This window comes from Pimelobacter simplex, from assembly GCF_024662235.1.
GTDB lineage: Bacteria > Actinomycetota > Actinomycetes > Propionibacteriales > Nocardioidaceae > Nocardioides.
The window spans coordinates 2,565,940-2,583,898 of sequence record NZ_CP096276.1; the positions used below are offsets into that span (position 1 = coordinate 2,565,940).

13 protein-coding genes are annotated in these 17,959 nt (G+C 71.6%); 3 read left to right on the forward strand and 10 right to left on the reverse strand.

Features of this window, described 5'->3' with window-relative positions; translation table 11 throughout:
- The first annotated feature begins 80 nt into the window (after positions 1 to 80).
- A complete protein-coding gene (menC, locus tag M0M48_RS12700; RefSeq protein ID WP_257751416.1) occupies positions 81 to 1,199 on the forward strand; it encodes an o-succinylbenzoate synthase in 1,119 nt (372 codons plus the stop codon).
- Positions 1,200 to 1,275: 76 nt separating this feature from the next.
- Here the strand turns inward: menC and M0M48_RS12705 are convergent, their stop codons facing one another.
- From M0M48_RS12705 to M0M48_RS12740, 8 genes are all read right to left on the reverse strand, one after another.
- Positions 1,276 to 2,889 carry a PucR family transcriptional regulator gene (locus M0M48_RS12705; RefSeq protein WP_257751417.1) on the reverse strand — a complete coding sequence of 538 codons (1,614 nt, stop codon included), beginning with the start codon at positions 2,887 to 2,889 and terminating at the stop codon, positions 1,276 to 1,278.
- A 79-nt stretch (positions 2,890 to 2,968) separates the two neighbouring features.
- A complete protein-coding gene (locus M0M48_RS12710) occupies positions 2,969 to 3,775 on the reverse strand; it encodes a GNAT family N-acetyltransferase (protein WP_257751418.1) in 807 nt (268 codons plus the stop codon).
- Positions 3,772 to 4,893 carry a M20 family metallopeptidase gene (locus tag M0M48_RS12715; protein ID WP_257751419.1) on the reverse strand — a complete coding sequence of 374 codons (1,122 nt, stop codon included), beginning with the start codon at positions 4,891 to 4,893 and terminating at the stop codon, positions 3,772 to 3,774. The genes M0M48_RS12710 and M0M48_RS12715 overlap by 4 nt, the downstream gene beginning before the upstream one ends.
- Before the next feature lies 1 nt (position 4,894).
- Entirely contained in the window at positions 4,895 to 8,233 is a 3,339-nt protein-coding gene (locus M0M48_RS12720) for a serine hydrolase (protein ID WP_257751420.1), read from the reverse strand.
- 11 nt (positions 8,234 to 8,244) lie between these two features.
- Positions 8,245 to 8,985: an ABC transporter ATP-binding protein gene (locus M0M48_RS12725; protein WP_215817464.1), complete on the reverse strand. Its 741-nt coding sequence runs from the start codon at positions 8,983 to 8,985 to the stop codon at positions 8,245 to 8,247.
- Complete coding sequence (locus tag M0M48_RS12730; RefSeq protein ID WP_257751421.1) at positions 8,982 to 10,922, reverse strand: dipeptide/oligopeptide/nickel ABC transporter permease/ATP-binding protein; 1,941 nt, start codon at positions 10,920 to 10,922, stop codon at positions 8,982 to 8,984. Before M0M48_RS12730 ends, M0M48_RS12725 begins: the two co-directional genes overlap by 4 nt.
- A gap of 5 nt (positions 10,923 to 10,927) precedes the next feature.
- Entirely contained in the window at positions 10,928 to 11,857 is a 930-nt protein-coding gene (locus tag M0M48_RS12735) for an ABC transporter permease (RefSeq protein ID WP_257759350.1), read from the reverse strand.
- 101 nt (positions 11,858 to 11,958) lie between these two features.
- Positions 11,959 to 13,545 carry an ABC transporter substrate-binding protein gene (locus M0M48_RS12740; protein WP_257751423.1) on the reverse strand — a complete coding sequence of 529 codons (1,587 nt, stop codon included), beginning with the start codon at positions 13,543 to 13,545 and terminating at the stop codon, positions 11,959 to 11,961.
- Between the two features lie 392 nt (positions 13,546 to 13,937).
- Between M0M48_RS12740 and M0M48_RS12745 the strand changes: the two genes are divergently transcribed.
- Together M0M48_RS12745 and M0M48_RS12750 are read left to right on the forward strand one after the other, a co-directional pair.
- A complete protein-coding gene (locus M0M48_RS12745; protein ID WP_257754483.1) occupies positions 13,938 to 14,984 on the forward strand; it encodes a P1 family peptidase in 1,047 nt (348 codons plus the stop codon).
- Positions 14,981 to 15,685 carry an aspartate/glutamate racemase family protein gene (locus M0M48_RS12750; protein ID WP_257751424.1) on the forward strand — a complete coding sequence of 235 codons (705 nt, stop codon included), beginning with the start codon at positions 14,981 to 14,983 and terminating at the stop codon, positions 15,683 to 15,685. Before M0M48_RS12745 ends, M0M48_RS12750 begins: the two co-directional genes overlap by 4 nt.
- Before the next feature lie 9 nt (positions 15,686 to 15,694).
- Here the strand turns inward: M0M48_RS12750 and M0M48_RS12755 are convergent, their stop codons facing one another.
- Both M0M48_RS12755 and M0M48_RS12760 read right to left on the reverse strand, forming a co-directional pair.
- Positions 15,695 to 16,816 (reverse strand): serine hydrolase domain-containing protein, encoded by a 1,122-nt coding sequence (locus tag M0M48_RS12755; protein ID WP_257751425.1) that lies wholly within the window; start codon positions 16,814 to 16,816, stop codon positions 15,695 to 15,697.
- A gap of 7 nt (positions 16,817 to 16,823) precedes the next feature.
- Positions 16,824 to 17,906 carry a dipeptidase gene (locus tag M0M48_RS12760; RefSeq protein ID WP_257751426.1) on the reverse strand — a complete coding sequence of 361 codons (1,083 nt, stop codon included), beginning with the start codon at positions 17,904 to 17,906 and terminating at the stop codon, positions 16,824 to 16,826.
- Positions 17,907 to 17,959: the final 53 nt, after the last annotated feature.

Below are 17,959 nucleotides of genomic sequence, written 5' to 3' on the forward strand. Positions count from 1 at the left end.
CGAGTTCGTCGGCGTACCCAGTTCGCCGGCCACCTCCGCCCAGCAACGATGGTCGCACTCCCCCACGAAGGAGATCACTCGTGAAGCTTCAAGGCGTCGAGCTCCGACGCATCAACATGCCCTTGCTGTCGCCGTTCCGGACCTCGTTCAGCGTTCAGACCAGCCGCGACGTCCTGCTCCTGCGCGCCGTCACCGACGAGGCCGAGGGCTGGGGTGAGTGCGTCGCCATGGCCGACCCGCTCTACTCCTCCGAGTACGTCGACGCGACCGCCGACGTGCTGCGGCGGTTCTTCCTGCCGGCCCTGGCGGCCGCACCGGAGGCACTGGCGCAGCACGGCGCCACGGCCGTCGGCCAGGTCCTGCACCCCTTCAAGGGCCACCGGATGGCCAAGGCGGCCCTCGAGATGGCCGTGCTCGACGCCGAGCTCCGCGCCGCGGGCCGGTCCTTCGGCCGCGAGCTCGGCGCCGTCCACGACCGCGTCCCCTCCGGGGTCTCCGTCGGCATCTACGACGAGATCCCCGCCCTGCTGGACGCTGTCGGCGGATATCTCGACGCGGGCTACCTCCGGATCAAGCTCAAGATCGAGCCGGGCTGGGACATCGAGCCGGTCAAGGCGGTGCGCGAGCGGTTCGGTGACGACCTGTTGCTCCAGGTCGACGCCAACACGGCGTACTCGCTGCGCGACGCCCGCCACCTGGCCAAGCTCGACGACTTCGGACTCCTCCTCATCGAGCAGCCGCTGGAGGAGGAGGACGTCATCGGCCACGCCGAGCTCGCCACGTTGATCTCGACCCCGATCTGCCTCGACGAGTCCATCGTGTCGGCACAGAGCGCCGCGGCAGCGATCAAGCTCGGCGCCTGCTCGATCATCAACATCAAGCCCGGCCGCGTCGGCGGCTACCTCGAGGCTGTCCGCATCCATGACGTCGCTGCCGCCCACGGTGTGGCCGCGTGGTGTGGCGGCATGCTCGAGACGGGTCTGGGACGGGCCGCCAACGCCGCTCTCGCGGCACTGCCGGGCTTCACGCTGCCCGGAGACGTCTCGGCCTCGGACCGCTTCTACGCGACCGACATCACCGAGCCGCTGCGGATCGTCGACGGCCACATGCCCGTGCCCACCGGCCCGGGCCTCGGCGTCACTCCCCTTCCCGAGCTCCTCGACGAGGTCACCACCACCGTCGAGTGGGTCGCGCTCTAGAGACCTCGGCGCCCCGGTCGGCGATGGCCCCACCCTCAGGCCATCGCTGACCGACCGCCACCTCGCCGGGCGCTGCTCAGCGGGAGGCGAGGATGCGCAGCTGCACCATCGCCTCGAACCGGTCCTCGGGATCGTCGAGGTCCATGCCGCTCACGTCCGCCAGTCGCCGCAGCCGGTAGCGCAGCGTGTTGGGGTGGATGAAGAGCACGGACGCGGCAGCTGTGACGTCGCCGAAGGCGTCGAGCCAGGCCTTGAGCGTCTCGATGAGGCCCGAGTCGTGGCTCTCGTCGTACTCGAGCAGGCACGCGATCGGTCCCGCGGGGCGATCTCCCCGCGCGACGGCCAGGTCGCGGAGCTCGAGGAGCAGCGACTGGGTCTGGACGTCGCTGAGGCGTGCGACCCGCCGCCCGGTCCGTCCGTCGCGCAGCACGTGCAGCACGCGGTCCGCGGAGGCCCGGGACAGGATCAGTGAGGTGATGTTGTCGGCCGGAGGCCCGACCGCGACCACCATGGGGAGACCGACACCCACCCGGTCGCAGAAGTCGTTGGCCAGGCGCACGGCCCGCTCCTCGGCGTCTCCGCCCAGGGGCACCAGTGCGTACACGGCGCTGCCGACCCTGGCCACGGCCGCGCTCGAGACCGCCGCGGAGAGGTGGACCGAGAAGGCATCGGTCAGCCGCTGCCAGTCAGCGGCCAGCGCCTGCTCGCGGCGATCACCCTCGTCGACGCGAAGCGCGGCCGCCAGGACCGTCAGCGTCTTGCCGGCCAACCCGAGCCGGGCCAGCGCGTCCCGGGAGCCGGAGGCACCTTCGAGGGTCGTCGCCACCAGGTCGGCCTGCAGCCGGCGTTGCGCATCGGCGCCGGCCCGCACCCTCAGCAGGTGCAGCGCGACCAGCTTGGCCGAGTCCTGGAACGCGGCGGAGCGCTCGGCCGTCAGCTCGCCGTCCATGGCGGCCCAGATCGAGCCGAGGACCTCGTCGCCGGCTCGGACGGCGATCGCCACCCGTTGCATGGCGTGCCCGGAGCCCATGCCCTCGGGGTTCACGACGACCGGTAGGTCCTGGCGGTAGAGCTCGCGGAAGACACCCCGCTCGGTGAGGCGACGGGTGTAGCGCTCGGGCACCTGCCTCCCGATCACCGTCTCCACCCGCGAGGCATCGGCCTCGTCCTGGCGGCCGGAGAACGCGAGCACCCGCGAGCTCCGGTCCTCGATCGTGACCGGGGCGTCGATCAGAGCGGCGACGGCGTTGGCGACGGCGAACAGGTCACCCGACGGGATCCCGCCCAGCGACTCCTTCTCCGACACCCCGACGTCGCCCTCGGCGAGGACCGAACGGAGCAGGGCGTTGAGCTGGGTCCAGGTGGCTCCGCGGCGCAGCCCCAGCAGGGCGACGCCGCTCTCCTCGACGGCAGCGCTGATCTCCGGGGTCACGGCCACCGGAGCACGGACGACGACCCCGACGGCCTGATGACGCCCGAGGTCCCGCACGAGCGTCGCCAGGCTGTCGCTCGATGCTCCGACGGCGAGGACGAGTGCGCCGATCGGGTAGATCGGCTCATCGTCAGGGTCGTGGATGATGACGCCGCCGATGTCGCCCTCGTGCTCCGGATCTCCGTGGACGAGCTCGAGAAGGGTGTCGCCGAGATCGTCGAGCACGCGGCCCAGGCTGGCGCGTGGCCTCTGTCCCATGGTCGCGAGCATAGGCCGCACGATCACCCGGGGATCCGCTCGACCAGGATCCGCTCGCGGGCAGCGTCGCGGACGAGCGTCACGGCTGCGCGGCTTCGGCGGCGGGGACGAGCACGTAGCCCGCAGCACGGTCGAAACCGACGATGCGGCCGCCGCCGGCAAGGTGCGCCGCGAGCTCCGCACGCACCTCGAGCCTCCAGGCCCGGCTCTCCGCCGGAGAGGCCAGGCGCAGCGACTCGATGTCCGCGGGTACGGCGACGCGGATCGCGCCCGCCGGAGTGACCGGCTCCCTCCGCACGCCCCGGCACGCCGCGACCACCTCGGGCGAGGTGAGGTCCCAGGTCACCAGCAGCCGGTCGGTGTCGTCCCCGCCGTTGATGACGTCGTGCATCTCGCCGTAGAAGTTGGTGAGGTACTCGGCCGGCAGTGCGCCGAGCTTGACGAGGTTGAAGTGGGCGTTGCGGGCCACCAAGGGGTCGTAGGTCCACTCGATGATGCCGATGTCGCGGGACAGAGCCCAGGCCCGCTGGTGGAGCTTGAGGGCATAGCCGACGTGACGACCGGCGGCCGACGGGGAGACACCCGCGATGTGGCTGTGCAGGATGCGGGTGTTGGGCGACGCGTGGAAGCCGACGCACGCGCCGACCAGCTCGTCACCGTCATAGGCCCCGCCGATGTAGTTGTCGGCCTTGCCGAGCGCCCGCAGGAGCTCGGAGCTGATCGGCGGGTTGTCCGGACGGCCCCAGATGAGGGCCAGCAGGTCGGTGACCTCGTTGATCTCGTCGATCTCGGTCAGGTTGCGGATGGTCACACCCGACGCGCGCTCTGCGGCGGCGGCCGAGGCCTCCGCCTCGGTGACGTCGGGGTTGACGGGTGCTCTGGTCATGCGCTCTCCTCGAGAAGCTCGGCGACCAGCGCCTGCAGCAGGATGGTGCGATCGACCAGGCGGTCGACCACGACGTGTTCGCTGTCGGCGTGCGCTCCGCCGCCGACGGCACCCAGGCCGTCGAGGGTGGGCGTCCCGACGCCTGCGGTGAAGTTGCCGTCCGAGGCGCCGCCGACCGCGGTCGCGCTGACGGGCGGCTGGCCGAGAGCCTCGGCGAGGCGAGAGGCACGCGCGAACAGCTCGCGGGAGGACGACTCCTCCAGGGGCGGGCGGTTGATCCCGCCACGCACGCTGATCGACGCTCCGGGCAGCGTGGTCGTCAGGGCACGGATCGCGGCATCGACGCGCTCCTGCTCCGCGACGGTCCAGGCGCGTACGTCGACCGAGACCGAGGCCGACGCCGGGACGGTGTTGAGCGTCGTCCCGGCGTTCGACGCCGTCGGGGTCACCGTCGTACCGGCCTCCGGGTCGCTCAAGGCTCCGAGGGCGAGGACCTGGTGAGCGAGCTCGACGCCGGCGTTGATGCCCTTCTCCGGCTCCAGTCCCGCATGGGCCGCGCGGCCCGTCAGGTGGATCTCGTACATCGAGGTGCCCTTGCGGGCGGTCTTGAGCGCGCCGCCGTCGGCGGACGCCTCGAGCACGAGCGCAGCGACCGCGCCTCGTGCCTCCTCCTCGATCAGGCTGCGCGAGGTCGGCGATCCGATCTCCTCGTCACCCGTGACCAGGACGGTCACGCCGGCCCGGCCGGCCTCCCCGAGGGCGGCCACCGTGTGCATCGCCATCACGAGCCCGGCCGACATGTCGAAGCAGCCCGGGCCGCGCAGCACCCCGTCCACGACGGAGAACGGCTGACGAGCCAGGGTGCCGAGCGGCCACACCGTGTCGTGGTGGCCGACCAGGAGCACCTTGGTCGGCCCGTGGCGCCACACCAGGTGGGTGCAACCGTCGATCACGATCCGCTCGGGCTCGGCACCCATCCGGGACGCACCGATCCGCGCCACCACGTCGGCCGATCGGCCCACGGCCTCGAGATCGCTCGACGGAGACTCGCACTCGATCAGCTCGCGCAGGTCGGCGAGCACCAGGTCGAGTGCCACGCCGGGGGTGGATACGGTCATGTCAGGCCTTCCTCGGGGTGGCACGCAGGCCGATGTGGATGCCCTGCTCACCGGTCGGCAAGTCGTAGAAGCTGACACGGACCCAGTCCGTCGCCCCGGATGCCTGGATGGCGTACACGCCATCGACGACCGGCACGACCGTGTAGGTCTCCACCGCAGGAAGGACGTCGGCAAGCGGCCCCTTGAGCGTGGTTCGCAGGACCGGCTCGCCCTCCTCGAGGAGGAACTCCACCAGGAGCTCCCCGCGTTCATACCGGCCCAGGTAAGGCGAGTGGTTGACGACCGGCGGCTCGACGGGCGGAGCGAACCGGGCGGGGAGGTGGACGTCGGCCAGCTCGCTGAAGATCTCCTCGTAGAGCTCGGTGTAGAGGTCGCGGGTGCTCCCCCCGTTCGTGAGGAGCGTGACGGCGATCCCAGCCTCAGGAAGGATCCGCAGGAAGGCGGCCTGCCCGATGGTGTTCCCGTCGTGGCCGTAGGTGGGGTGACCGTTCCAGTCGAAGCGGAACCAGGCCAGACCCCGCGTCTCGCCCATCAGCAGCTGCTCCACACCGGGGACCTGGTCGGCGTTCATCGCCGCCACGCTGTCCTGCGACACCACCCGGGTGCCATCGGCGGCCACCCCGCCCATCAGGTGCAGACGGGCGAATGCCAGGACGTCGGCGACAGTCGAGGTGATGAGCCCGGCCGGACCGACCGACCGCGGCAGCATCGCGACCCCGGCCGGCTCGGGATCCGGCAGGCCCACGAGGTGCCCCATGGCATGGGGGAACACCATCGCCTCCTCCGGCAGCGTGACCGTGCGGGTCAGCCCCAGCGGGGCGAAGAGCCGCTCCCGCATCGCCTGGTCCCAGGTGAGTCCGGTGGTCACCTCGATGACCCGGCCCAGGAGGGAGAACGCCGAGTTGCTGTAGGACCAGGTCGCCCCGACCGGGTGGATCTGGTCGACGTCGGCCAGCACGGCGGCATACTTCTCCAGGCAGTCGTCGCCACGCCCGGTGTCGACGAAGACATCGCCCTCGATGCCGCTCGTGTGGGTCAGCAGGTGCCAGATGGTGACCTTGGCCGCGGCCTCCTCGTCCTTGAGCCTCAGCTCCGGGAGGATCTCGGTCACCGGGGTGTGCAGCGTGAAGGCGTCCTCGTCGATCAGCTGCATGATGACCGTGGCGGTCCACACCTTCGTGATCGAGCCGATCTGCCACAGGGCATCGGTCGTCGCCGGGGCGCCCGAGGCGGCGTGCAGCACACCGGTGGCGGCGTACGCCGTCTCGTCGGGCGCACCGTCGACCCCCAGGCGGAGGATGCCGAGCTGGGCGCCGGGGACCTGGTGCCTCGCGGCCAGCCTCTCCAGCCGCCGAGCCCAGTGCTCGGCGTCGATCCTGGCCGGACGCGGACCGGCCGCGTTGCCGGCGTACCGCTCCACCCAGTCGACGACGCGGCGGCCGTAGTCCTGGCGGTGGGAGGGCCGACCGGTGATCAGGAAGTTGTGCGAGGCGCCCGGGTAGAGGACGAGGCCGGTCGGCACGCCACGCTCGCGCAGGGCGGCGTGCCACTGCTCCGCCTGACCGACCGGGCACCGTACGTCGGCCGCGCCGTGCAGCACGAGGGAGGGCGTGGTCACCTGGTCGACCCGCGGGTACGGCGACATCTCCGCCAGCCCGACAGGGTCCTGCCAGGGCAGGGAGCTGAACTCCAGGGCGCTCAGGTAGTGGCCGAGGTCGCTGGTTCCGCCCATGCTGATCACGTCGGCGATCGCACCGCCCGGGACGGCCGCGGCGAAGCGGGTGTCGCGGCTGGTGAGGTAGCAGGTCATGTAGCCGCCGTAGCTGTAGCCGGTGACGCCCAGCCGCGCCGGGTCCGCGATCCCCTCGGCCACGAGGAGGTCGACGGGCTCGAGGAAGTCGTTCGCGTCGGTGACGCCCCATCCGCCGAAGAGGGCGTCGTAGTGCTTCTCGCCGTAGCCGTCGGAGCCGCGCGGGTTGAGGATCAGCACGGTCCAGCCGCGGGCCACCAGCTCCTGGTGGTAGAGGTGCACCTCGTCGGCCGCGGCGTTCCACGCGTTGTGCGGGCCGCCGTGGATGTCGAGCAGCAGGGGTCCCGGGCCGGACGTGGACTCGTCACGCATCAACCAGCCCTCGACGACGGTGCCGTCGGAGATGGTGAACTCGCGAGGGGTGCGCTCGTAGAGCTCGACCTCCGCAAGGCTCTCGCCGTGGTGGGTCACCGTGGTCTCGGCGCCGGTCGCCAGGTCGAGCGTGACGATCTCGCCGAACGAGGTGGGCGTGGCGAGCGCGAAGGCGACCCGCTGTCCCGCGACGGACACCTGGCTGACGACGTGCCCCGCTCCCCCGTGCACGAGCCGCGGAGCGCCACCGCCCAGGCCGACGGCGTACAGGTGCGTGCAACCGCGGTCGCGGACGCAGAACAGCACCTCGTCGCCCACCACCTGCGGCACCGTTCCGGGGTACGCCGGCGCGCCGGGCATGACGTTGCGGTCGAGGCCGGCCGCGAGGTCGGTGAGCTCGCCGGTGGCGAGGTCGACGCGGAACAGCCCGGCGTGGCCGCGCGGCTCCCCGCGGTGGCCGACGACGAGCAGGGAGCCGCCGTCGGGGGTGAAGCCGGCCGTCGCCATGCTCCCCTCGGCCACGACGACGCGCGGGGCGGCGTGGGAGCCGGTCACCGCGAGGGAGAAGACCGCACTCGACGCCACGAGGTCGGAGTCGCCGTCGGCCTTCGCCGTGTAGACCAGCGTCGCGCCGTCCGGCGACCACGCCGGGTTCTGGGCGTGGTGACGGCCCTCGGTGACCTGGCGGACCTCGCCCGTGGCGATCTCCGCCAGGTGGATCTGCGTGCGCACGGTGCCGACGAAGCCCATGCCGTCGATCTGGTAGTCGAGTCGCTCGCTGACGATCGGCGCATCCGCGCGCCGGGCACGGTCGGCGTCGGTCTCCTCCGCGGTGGCGACGCGGTCCACGGGCGCGCTGAAGGCGATCGCCGAGCCGTCGGGGCTCCACACCGGTGCGCCGGCGCCGAGCGGGAGCGTGGTGAGCTGCACCGGCTCTCCCCCGGACATCGGGAGCAGCCAGACCTGCTGGTCGCGCACGTAGGCGATCGTCGAGCCGTCGGGCGACCAGGCGGGGGCGGTGTCCGAGCCTCCGCGGGTGAGCCGCCGGGGCGCCCCGTCGTCGTCGAGGTCCGTGATCCACAGCTGGGTGACCGGCTGGTCCGCTGCGAGGTCCTGGGTCGTCACCACGTGGACGAGGCGACGGTGGTCCGGCGAGAGCGCCGGCTGGGACGCGACGGCCAGCTCGGCCAGGTCGTCGATGGCCATCCTGCGGGTCATGGGGAGGCTCCTCAGGCAGTGCGGTGATGACGGCCGGGCACGGCCGCCACCAGACGCTGGGTGTAGGGGTGGGTGGGACGCTCGAGGACGTCGGCGGTCGGGCCCTGCTCGACGATGCGGCCCTGGTACATGACGGCGACGTGGCTCGCGACGTACCGGACGACGGCGAGGTTGTGGGAGATGAAGAGCATCGACAGGCCGAGCTCGCGCTGCATCTCGCGCACCAGGTTGAGAACGGCACCCTGCACGGAGACGTCGAGCGCCGAGGTGATCTCGTCGGCGATCACGACCTCCGGGCGTCCGGCCAGCGCACGCGCGAGCGCGACCCGCTGGCGCTGTCCCCCGGAGAGCTGGCGCGGCAGGCTCGTGGCCCGGGCCGGGTCGAGGTGGACGAGCTCGAGGAGCCGGGTGATCTCGGCCCGGCGCGCTGCCCGGCCGAGCCGGTCGGGAATCGCCTCCGCGATGCTCTCGCCGACCGTCATCCGCGGGTCGAGGGAGGAGTAGGGGTCCTGGAAGACGATCTGCAGCGGTCGGTGGCGGCCCCGCGGCTTCACCTCGGCGCCGTCGAGCAGGATGCGGCCGGCGCTGATCGGCGCCAGCCCCACGGCGGCCCGCGCCAGCGTGGACTTGCCGGAGCCGGACTCGCCGACCAGACCGACGACCTGGCCGTCGGCGACGGTCAGGGTGACGTCCCGCAGCACCGTGGAGGCGCCGTACTTGACGCTGACGTTGTCGAAGTCGAGCGTGCTCACGAGGTGACCACCTTCTTCTCGCTGGTGACGGTGGGGCCGAGCGACAGCGTCTGGCCGGCGCGCCAGCAGGCGACCCGGTTGCCCGCCGCGTCGGTGACGAGATCGGGGTCGGCGGAGCGGCAGTGGTCGTCGGCCAGGGGGCAGCGCGCGGCGTACGCGCAGCCGATCGGGATGTCCGTCGGGTCCACCGGTCGCCCGGCGATGCTGGCCAGCGGGGCGTCGAGGTCGGTCTCCATGTCCGGTACGGCGGCCACCAGGGCGCGCGTGTAGGGATGCTGCGCTCCGGTCCAGAGGTCGGCGGCGGGCAGCTCCTCGACGATCCGTCCGGCGTACATCACCAGCACCCGGTCGCAGATCTCGGCGACCACGGCGACGTCATGGCTGATCAGGAGCAGCGCCACGTCGTCGGTGCGGCGGATCTCCCCCAGCAGGTCGAGCACCTGCTGCTGGACGGTGACGTCGAGGGCGGTGGTCGGCTCGTCGGCGATGATCAGCTGCGGGGTGCCCATCAGGCCCATGCCGATCATCGCCCGCTGGCGCATCCCGCCGGAGAACTCGAACGGGTACTGCTTGGCCCGGCGCTCCGGGTCGACCACCTTGACGGCACGGAGCCGGTCGACGGCCCGGGCCAGGGCCGCCTTGCGGCTCAGACCCTGGTGCTGACGAGCGACCTCGGCCAGCTGCGGCCCCATCCGGTGCGCGGGGTTGAAGGAGGTCATGGGGTCCTGGAAGACCACGGACAACGACTGCCCGAGGAGCTTCGCGTCGGCCTCACCGTCGAGGAGGTCGGTGCCGACGAACGTGAGCTGGTCGGCCTCGACCCGGCCCGGCTCCTCGACCAGCTGCGCCGCCGCCAGGGCGGTGAGCGACTTGCCGGACCCGGACTCGCCGACGATGGCGACGGCCTGGCCGCGGCCGATGCTGAACGACACCCCTCGGACGGGGCGGATCGCACCCGCCGGGCCGGGGAACGTCACGTGCAGGTCGCGTACGTCGAGCACATCACCGCGCTCGGGCGCGGGGGCGGCGTGGGCGTCGGCCCCGGACTCGTCGTCCGGCACCGCGGGCGTACGGGCCGGCGCGGGCGCCAGGTTGCCCGCCTCCGGGATGCCGAAGCCCCGCGCGATGGCCTCGCCCGTGAGGTTGAAGGCAAGACCGGCGATGATCACCGCGAGGCCCGGGGCGAGTGCCGCCAAGGGGTGGATGTAGATGCCCGTCAGGCCCTCCTGCATCAACCGGCCCCAGTCGTAGGCGGGCGCCTGGACACCGAGCCCGAGGAAGGACAGGCCCGCGAAGGCGAGCAGCATCCCGCCGGCACCGATCGAGGCGTTGACGATGAGGGGCTCGGCGATGTTGGGCAGCACGTGGCGGAACAGGATCCGGAAACGACCGACCCCGGCCACGCGGGCCGCGGCGACGTAGTCGAGCCCGAGGACCCCGGCGACCATGGTCTGGCACAGGCGGGCGAAGGCGGGAGCACCGGCCATCGCGATCGCGAACACGGCTCCCTTCGCGCCGACACCGAAGACCACCGCGAAGAAGAGCACCAGCAAGAGCCCGGGGAACGCCACCAGCACGTTGATCAGGGCCCCCACCAGGCGGCCCATCCGCGGACCGAGGAGGAGTGGTGCCGCGCCGAGCACCAGACCGACGGTGATCGCGATGGCCGTGGAGCAGACGGCGAGCAGCAGCGAGAGACGCGTCGCCACCAGGACGCGGAAGAAGAGGTCACGCCCGAGGGCGTCCGTGCCGATCCAGTGGTCGCTGGACGGACCCGCCATGGCGTTGGCCGTGTCGACGGCCACCGCGCGGTCGTGCCAGAGGAGCGGCGCGAGCACGGCCAGCACCACCACCAGGGCGAGCAGGCCGAACCCGACCATGCCGACGGGTGTGCTCAGCACGCGGCGCCAGCGCCGGGAAGAGGTCGATGTCGTCATGGTCATCACGCAGCGCCGATCGTCGAACGTGGGTCGAGGATCGCGAGCGTCACGTCGACGAGGGTGTTGATGAGCAGCACCCCGAGGCCGTACACGATCACGATTCCCTGCACCAGCGGGTAGTCCTTGGTGGTGATCGACTGGACGATCGTGCTGCCCAGGCCCGGCCAGGAGAAGACGTTCTCCACCAGCACCGTGCCGGCGATCAAGGAGCTGAGCAACAGTCCTCCGATGGTCAGGGTCGCGGTCACCGCGTTCGGGAGCGCGTGGACGAGGAGGACGCGCAACGGCGGCAGGCGCTTGGCGCGGGCCGTGCGGATGTAGTCGGCTTCGAGGACCTTGAGCATCTCGACGCGCATGATCCGGGAGAGCACCGCCGCCGAGCCGAGGGCGAGTGCGATGACCGGGAGGACATACGACGACGCGGTCTCGTTGCCCGCGACGGGCAACCACTGCAGGGTGACGGCGAAGACGTAGACGAGCCCGACGCCGAGCAGGACGCTGGTGCTCGCGAACGCCAGCTCGGTGCGGCGTCGCCTCCCCTTGCGGGTGAGCACGGCGATCCCGACGCCGACCGGGATGGCGATCGCCACCGCGAGCAGGAACGCGAGCCCACCCAAGGTGGCCGTTGCGGGGAGTCGCTGCGCGATGGTGTCCGCGACGGGCAGCTGCGTCGCGATCGAGCTGCCGAGGTCACCCTGCACGAGGTTGCCCAGGAAGTGGCCGTACTGGGTGAGCAGCGGGTCGTTGAGACCCAGCGCCTCGCGCTTCGCCTCCACCAGGTCGGCCGGGGCGGTCATCCCGAGCGAGGCCCGGACCGGGTCCCCCGGCACCAGGTGGATCATCAGGAAGGACGCCGTCACGAGGACCCAGAGCGACACCAACAGCCGCCCACCTCGCCTGAGGGCGAACCGGGTCCAACGTCCCCCGAGCAGGGGCCGTCGGCGAACCGGATCGCCGAGGTCCGGTGAGCTGGCTGTCGGTGTCGTGGTCATGCGGGATCTCCCGTGAGAGGTGGATGAAGCGCTCGGGCAGCTCAGCCGAGCATGCGGATGGCGCTGGGGACGAGGATCGCGCCGGTGGTGAGCTCCGCGCCCTTGAGGAAGGTCGGGTTCGAGCTCCCCGCGAACGGGACGAGGTCGGCGGCCGCGAACAGGCTCTCCTCGGCGGCGAGCCAGTCGGGGCAGCTCTCGGAGCCCACCTTGGCGTTGGCCGCCTCGACCTTGGCCTCGTAGTCGGCGTTGTCGATGTGGGAGAAGTTGTTGGCGGTGTCGCCGGACAGGAACGGCACCATCTGGTCGGGCGAGTTGACGCCCACGGTCTCCCACGCGATGTCCCAGTCACCCGTCGTGAAGAGCGGCTCGGACAGCTGCGAGGTGCTCAGCAGCTTGGCGTTGACCTTGATCCCGATCGCCTTCCAGTTCTCGACGGCGAGCTCGGACGCGGCGGCGGCCGGGTTGCCCGCGAAGTTGTCGACCAGGAGGCTCAGCTCGAGCTTCTTGCCGTCCTTCGTCCGGATGCCGTCGGAGCCCTTGACCCACCCCGCCTCGTCGAGGAGGGCCCCGGCGGCCTTGGCGTCGAAGGCCGGCACCGCACCGGTGGTCGTGCCCTGGCACGCGATGGGCGGCATCGGGGCGAGCTGGGTGGTGGGGATGCCCTTGCCGGCGGTCAGGACGTCCGCCAGCTGGGTGTAGTCGATGCCCTGGGTGAGCGCCATCCGGACGGCCGGGTCGCTGGTCAGGTGGCCCTCGGCGTGGTTGTACCACTGCTCGCCGAGGATGATCGGGAGGTCGGCCGACGCGACGCCGGCCTTGTCCAGACGCTCGGCGTCAGGCCCCTTGATCGTCGCCGCGTTGAGCGTCCCGGTGAGGAGACCGTTCGCGGCGGTGGTCTCGTTGAGAACCACGGTGGCGTCGATCTGGGCCGGCATGCCCTTGGTCGCGGTCGAGGCGCCGTCGGGGCCCCACGTGTAGCCCTCGCGGACCTTGTAGACGTACTTGCTGCCCGGGACCGAGCTCTCCAGCACGTAGGGGCCGGTACCGGACGTCCCGTCCGTGAGGGTGCTGCGATCCTTCAGCCCGGCCTCGCACACCATGGGGACCTTGGCCAGGGCGTTGAGGACGAACGGTCCGGTGACGCCGACCTTGATGGTGACGGTCGAGCCGGACGCGGTCGCCGTGGAACCCGCGGGGTAGTAGAGCCCGAGGAACGGGCTCTTGTTCGCCTCGTCGCTGAGGTAGGTGAGGTTGTCGACGACCGTCTGCGCATCGAAGGGCGAGCCGTCGGAGCAGGTCACCCCGTCGCGGATCTCGAGCGTGATGGTCTTGCCGTCGACCTTCCAGGAGTCCGCGAGCTGCGACTGGATCTCGCCCGTGTCGGCCGCGACGGACAGCAGGCTGTCGTAGGCGAACTGGGTGAGCTGGGTGAGGTTGCCGGTCAACGACTGCTGGGGGTCGAGGGCGCCGGGATCGGAGTTCATCGCGAACGCGAAGGTCTTGCCGTCGGCGTACGACTTCGGGCCGTTGTCGGACCCGCTGCCGGAGCTGCAGGCGACGAGGCCGGCGGTGCCGACCAGCGAGAGGGAGAGTGCCAGCAGGGCACTCCTGGTGGTGACGGTCCTCATGTCGTTCCTCTTCGGGTGTAGGGAGTGCGGGGGTGTTCAGTCGGGGACGCGGATGATCAGCCGGCCGTCATGGACGGGCTGGTCGCGGTCGCCGGGTGCAGCGCGCACGCTGGACGAGGTCTTCGCGCGCCGAGCCGCTGCATCGAAGGACGTCTTTTCCATCACACTAAGGAGCCTGGGCCGCCGAAGTGTTCATGCGATCCCCCAATTCAAGGGGCACCCCGCTGTCCAAGACGCCAACGGCCCTCATCGTGAGACCACGGCACCGAGGGGCCCGGACCAGGCCGCCGCCACCACCCGGTGGTGTTGGCCAGGCCGACGACGGCAGGCGCCCGATGTCGTGGCCGAGCACGATGACGCTGGGGCGCGCGCTGGGCGAGATTGCTTCCGTGATGGAACAGGACAGCGCGGCGGCGGCACCTGCCGGCGGCATGCGCCCTCGTGACCTCGGGATGTCCTTCGGACCGCTTCCGACCGGGCGTACGAACACGATCGTCGACGTCGGCGACCTGCGGGTCGGCCACGCGACCGTGCACGACGACGATCGTGGCGTCCACACGGGCGTGACAGCGATCCTGAACGACGACCTCGCGGCCGGTCTGCCGCTTCCGGCCGCCCTGTACGTCGGCAACGGGTACGGGAAGCTGGTCGGTGCCACCCAGATCGGGACCACCGGCCAGGTCGAGACGCCCGTCATGCTCACCTCGACGCTGTCGACGTTCCGGGTCGCCGACCACCTGATCACCTGGATGCAGGGCCGGCGAGCAACCGCCCTCCGGTCGATCAACCCGGTGGTCGGGGAGATCAACGACACCTGGCTGTCCGCAGAGCATGACCACCGCCTCGAGGACGAGGCGGTGGTCGAGGCCCTGGACTCCGCGAGCCGGGACGTCGTCGCCGGAGGCAATGTCGGAGGCGGGGCCGGAGCCTGCGCACTCGGGTTCAAGGCAGGGATCGGCTCTGCGTCACGGCGGGTTCGCGTTCGCGGGCAGGAGCACCACCTCGGCGTCCTGGTCCAGGCCAACATGACCGGCGAGCTCCGGCTCCAGGGCCGCCGCGTGCCCCCTGGGTCGCTGGGGCTCCCCGTCGCGGGCCCGACCTCGGAGGAAGGCTCGTGCATGGTCGTGGTGGCGGTCGACTTCCCCAGCACTCCGCACGAGCTCGAACGCATCGCGCGGCGGGGCGTCTTCGGTCTCGGTCGCGTCGGGGCGGCGTACAGCCACGGCAGCGGCGACTACGCGATCAGCCTCTCCACGGACCGTCGCGTTGCGCCCGGCCTGCGGCCCGCGGACCTCGACGAGGTGTTCGGCGCGACCCTCGACTGCGTCGAGGAAGCCGTCGTCGATGCCCTCTGCGCGGCCGACACGGTCGAGCTCAGCACCGGTCGTGTCGCCCACCGCGTTCCGGACCACGCCTGGACGGACGGGCTCCGCCCGTGACGATCCAGCCCTCCCTCCTGGGCGTCCTCGGCGGGATGGGCCCCATCGCGACCGCCTACTTCTTCGAGCAGCTCATCGCCGCCACGCCGGCAAGCGTGGACCAGGAGCACATCCCCGTCGTGATCTGGAGCGACGGACGGGTCCCGGACCGCACCGATGCGCTCCTGGGCCGCGGGCCCTCCCCCGTCCCCGCCATGAGCGAGGGCTGGCACGCGCTGCGCAACGCCGGCGCCGACCTCATCGCGATCCCGTGCAACACCGCGCATGCGTTCCTGGCCGACCTCGACCTCACCCCGCGTCACGGGTTCGTCGACATGATCGCGGCGACGATCGAGGCGGCGGCAGCCCTGTCGTCGGGGCGAGTCGGCCTGTTCGCGACGCGCGGCACGCGGCTCACGGGACTGTACGACCGTGCGGCCCAGGAGCACGGCCTCGACCTGGTCCACGTGGACGAGGACGACCAGGAGAACCTGATCGACGAGGCGATCCGGATCGTCAAGGGCGGCGCGGACCCGGACCTGGCGGAGCGCCTGATCGAGGAAGCGACCCGGGCTCTCGCCGCGTCGGGATGCGATGTCGTCCTGGCCGCGTGCACGGAGATCCCCCTGGCCAGCAGGCGCGCGGCGCAGGTGCTCCCGGTGGTGGACTCGGTCGCGTGCCTGGCCGACGCCTGCGTGAAGGCCTTCGCTCCCGGTCGCTGATCGTCCCGGTCAGCCGCGTGGAGCGGGCCGGCGCGCGAGGTCGAGCCCGTCCCACCCGTACGACGTGGCGATCGCGCCGAGGAGTGGCTCGATGACCTCGAACCCGGCGTCGCTGTTGGTCATCACCACCGCGCCCTGCCCGGTCGCGGTGCTGGCGAGGAGACAGCACCGGTACCCCTCGTTGACCCCGGTGTGACCGAACCACGTCGCCGACTCGTCCTGGACCCGCAGGAACGTGCCCACGCCGATGGCGTTCAAGCCGCCGGTCACCTCGGCGCCGGCCGGGAGAGCGACCTCGGGACGCACCATCTCTGCGGCGCGTTCACGCGTGAGCAGACCCTCCCCGGCCGCACTCGAGGATCGCTGGACGCTCAGCGCGACCTCGAGAAGGTCGCTCGGCGTCGACCAGAGGCCGGCGGCGAGCTGCTCCGGGTAGGTGTGCCACGCGCCGTCGACCTCGCTTCCGTCGGCGCGGTGCCCATGGGCCGCGCGGTGCGACCACGCCTCGGGCAGCGGCTGCGCGAAGGTGCTGTCCCGCATCCCCAGGGGCGAGAGCACCAGCTCGTCGAGGAGCCGCTCGGCACCGAGCCCGGTGAGCTCCTCGACAAGCAGCTGGATCACCGTCGTTCCGCCCCCCGAGTAGAGGAACTCGGTCCCCACCGGGTGCTCCCGCCGGACGGCCGGCGAGTTGGCCGGCGCCGTCCCGTCGAGCACCTGGAGGAGCGACGGGACGGGGGTGCCTGCCGCATAACCCAGGAAGCCGGACGTGCTCAGCCCGGCGGTGTGGGTGGCGAGCTGACGCAGGGTGACCCGCGGTCGTCCCCCGCCGTCGGCCGGGACGTGCCACTGCCTCAAGCGCTCGTTGACGTCCTCGTCCAGGGCGAGGTCGCCGCGGTCGACCAGTCGCAGGACCGCGACGAGCGAGACGAGCTTGCTGATGGAGCAAGCCTGGAACACGGTCTGCGCCGTGACGGCCGAAGGCTCCCCGGAGGACCGCACCCCGAAGGCGCGCCGCTCCACGATCCGGCCCTGGTCGAGGATGGCCACCGAGCAGCCGGGAACCTGCGCCTCGCGCATCAACGCCGGCACGTCGAGGCCGCACAGCGTCCCCGCCGCGTCTCGAAGAGACATCGCGGGCTCAGCGCCGGCCGGCGGCAACGGACTCCGCACCGGTCTCGTCGAGGACACGCAGCACGTTGGCACCCGTCAATCGGGACAGGTCGCGCGCCGACCACCCGCGCTCGGCGAGCCGGTCGAGCAGCGGCGCGAATCCCGAGACGGACGTCATCCCCTCCGGGAAGTCGTCGAAGCCGTCGTAGTCCGAGCCCAGGCCGATGTGGTCGATGCCCGCGACCTCCCGGGCGTGCTCGACGTGGTCGGCGACGTGGTCGACCGTCACGGGGGGACGAGGCCCCTGCTGTCCCCCGCGGAACCACGCGTCGTACTCCTCGCTCAGGAACATCGGCACGAACGCGACCATCAGGACACCGCCGTTGCCCGGCAGCGACGCGAGCACGTCGTCCGGGACGTTGCGCGGATGCGCGCACAGCGCCTGGCAGGACGAGTGGCTGAAGATGACGGGCGCCGACGACGTACGGATCGCGTCGCGCATGGTGTCGGCCGACACGTGGGAAAGGTCGGCCAGGACACCGAGACGGTTCATCTCGCGCACGACCTCGCGACCGAAGTCCGACAGCCCGCCCAGGACGGGCTCGTCCGTCGCAGAATCGGCCCACGGCACGTTGTAGTTGTGGGTGAGCGTCATGTACCTGAGCCCGAGGCGGGCCATCATCCGCAGCACCGCGAGAGAGCCGCCGATGCTGTCGCCGCCCTCCGCACCGAGGAGCGAGGCGATCTTCCCGCGACCCCAGATACGCCGTACGTCATCGCCGGTCCGGGCGAGCTCGAACACCTCGGGATAGCGATCGAGCAGCCGGTAGACGAAGTCGATCTGCTCGAAGGTGTACTGCACCGCCTCGACCGCGGGAAGCTCGCTGTCCGCATACACCGACCAGAACTGCCCACCGACACCCCCTCGCCGCAGCCGATCCACATCGGTCTGGAACGGCGATCCCGCCAGGAGACCCTCGACGGAGTAGCCGGCGATGTTGCGGGCCCGGTGGGGCAGGTCGTTGTGACCGTCGATCACCTGCGCGAGCTCCAGCGCCTGGTGGACGACGGGGTGGGTGACCGCAGGCGGAACGACGGCATTCGGTGACATCGAGATGGCTTCCTTCGATCGGCGAGAAACACCTCATCCTCGCCGAGCAGGCC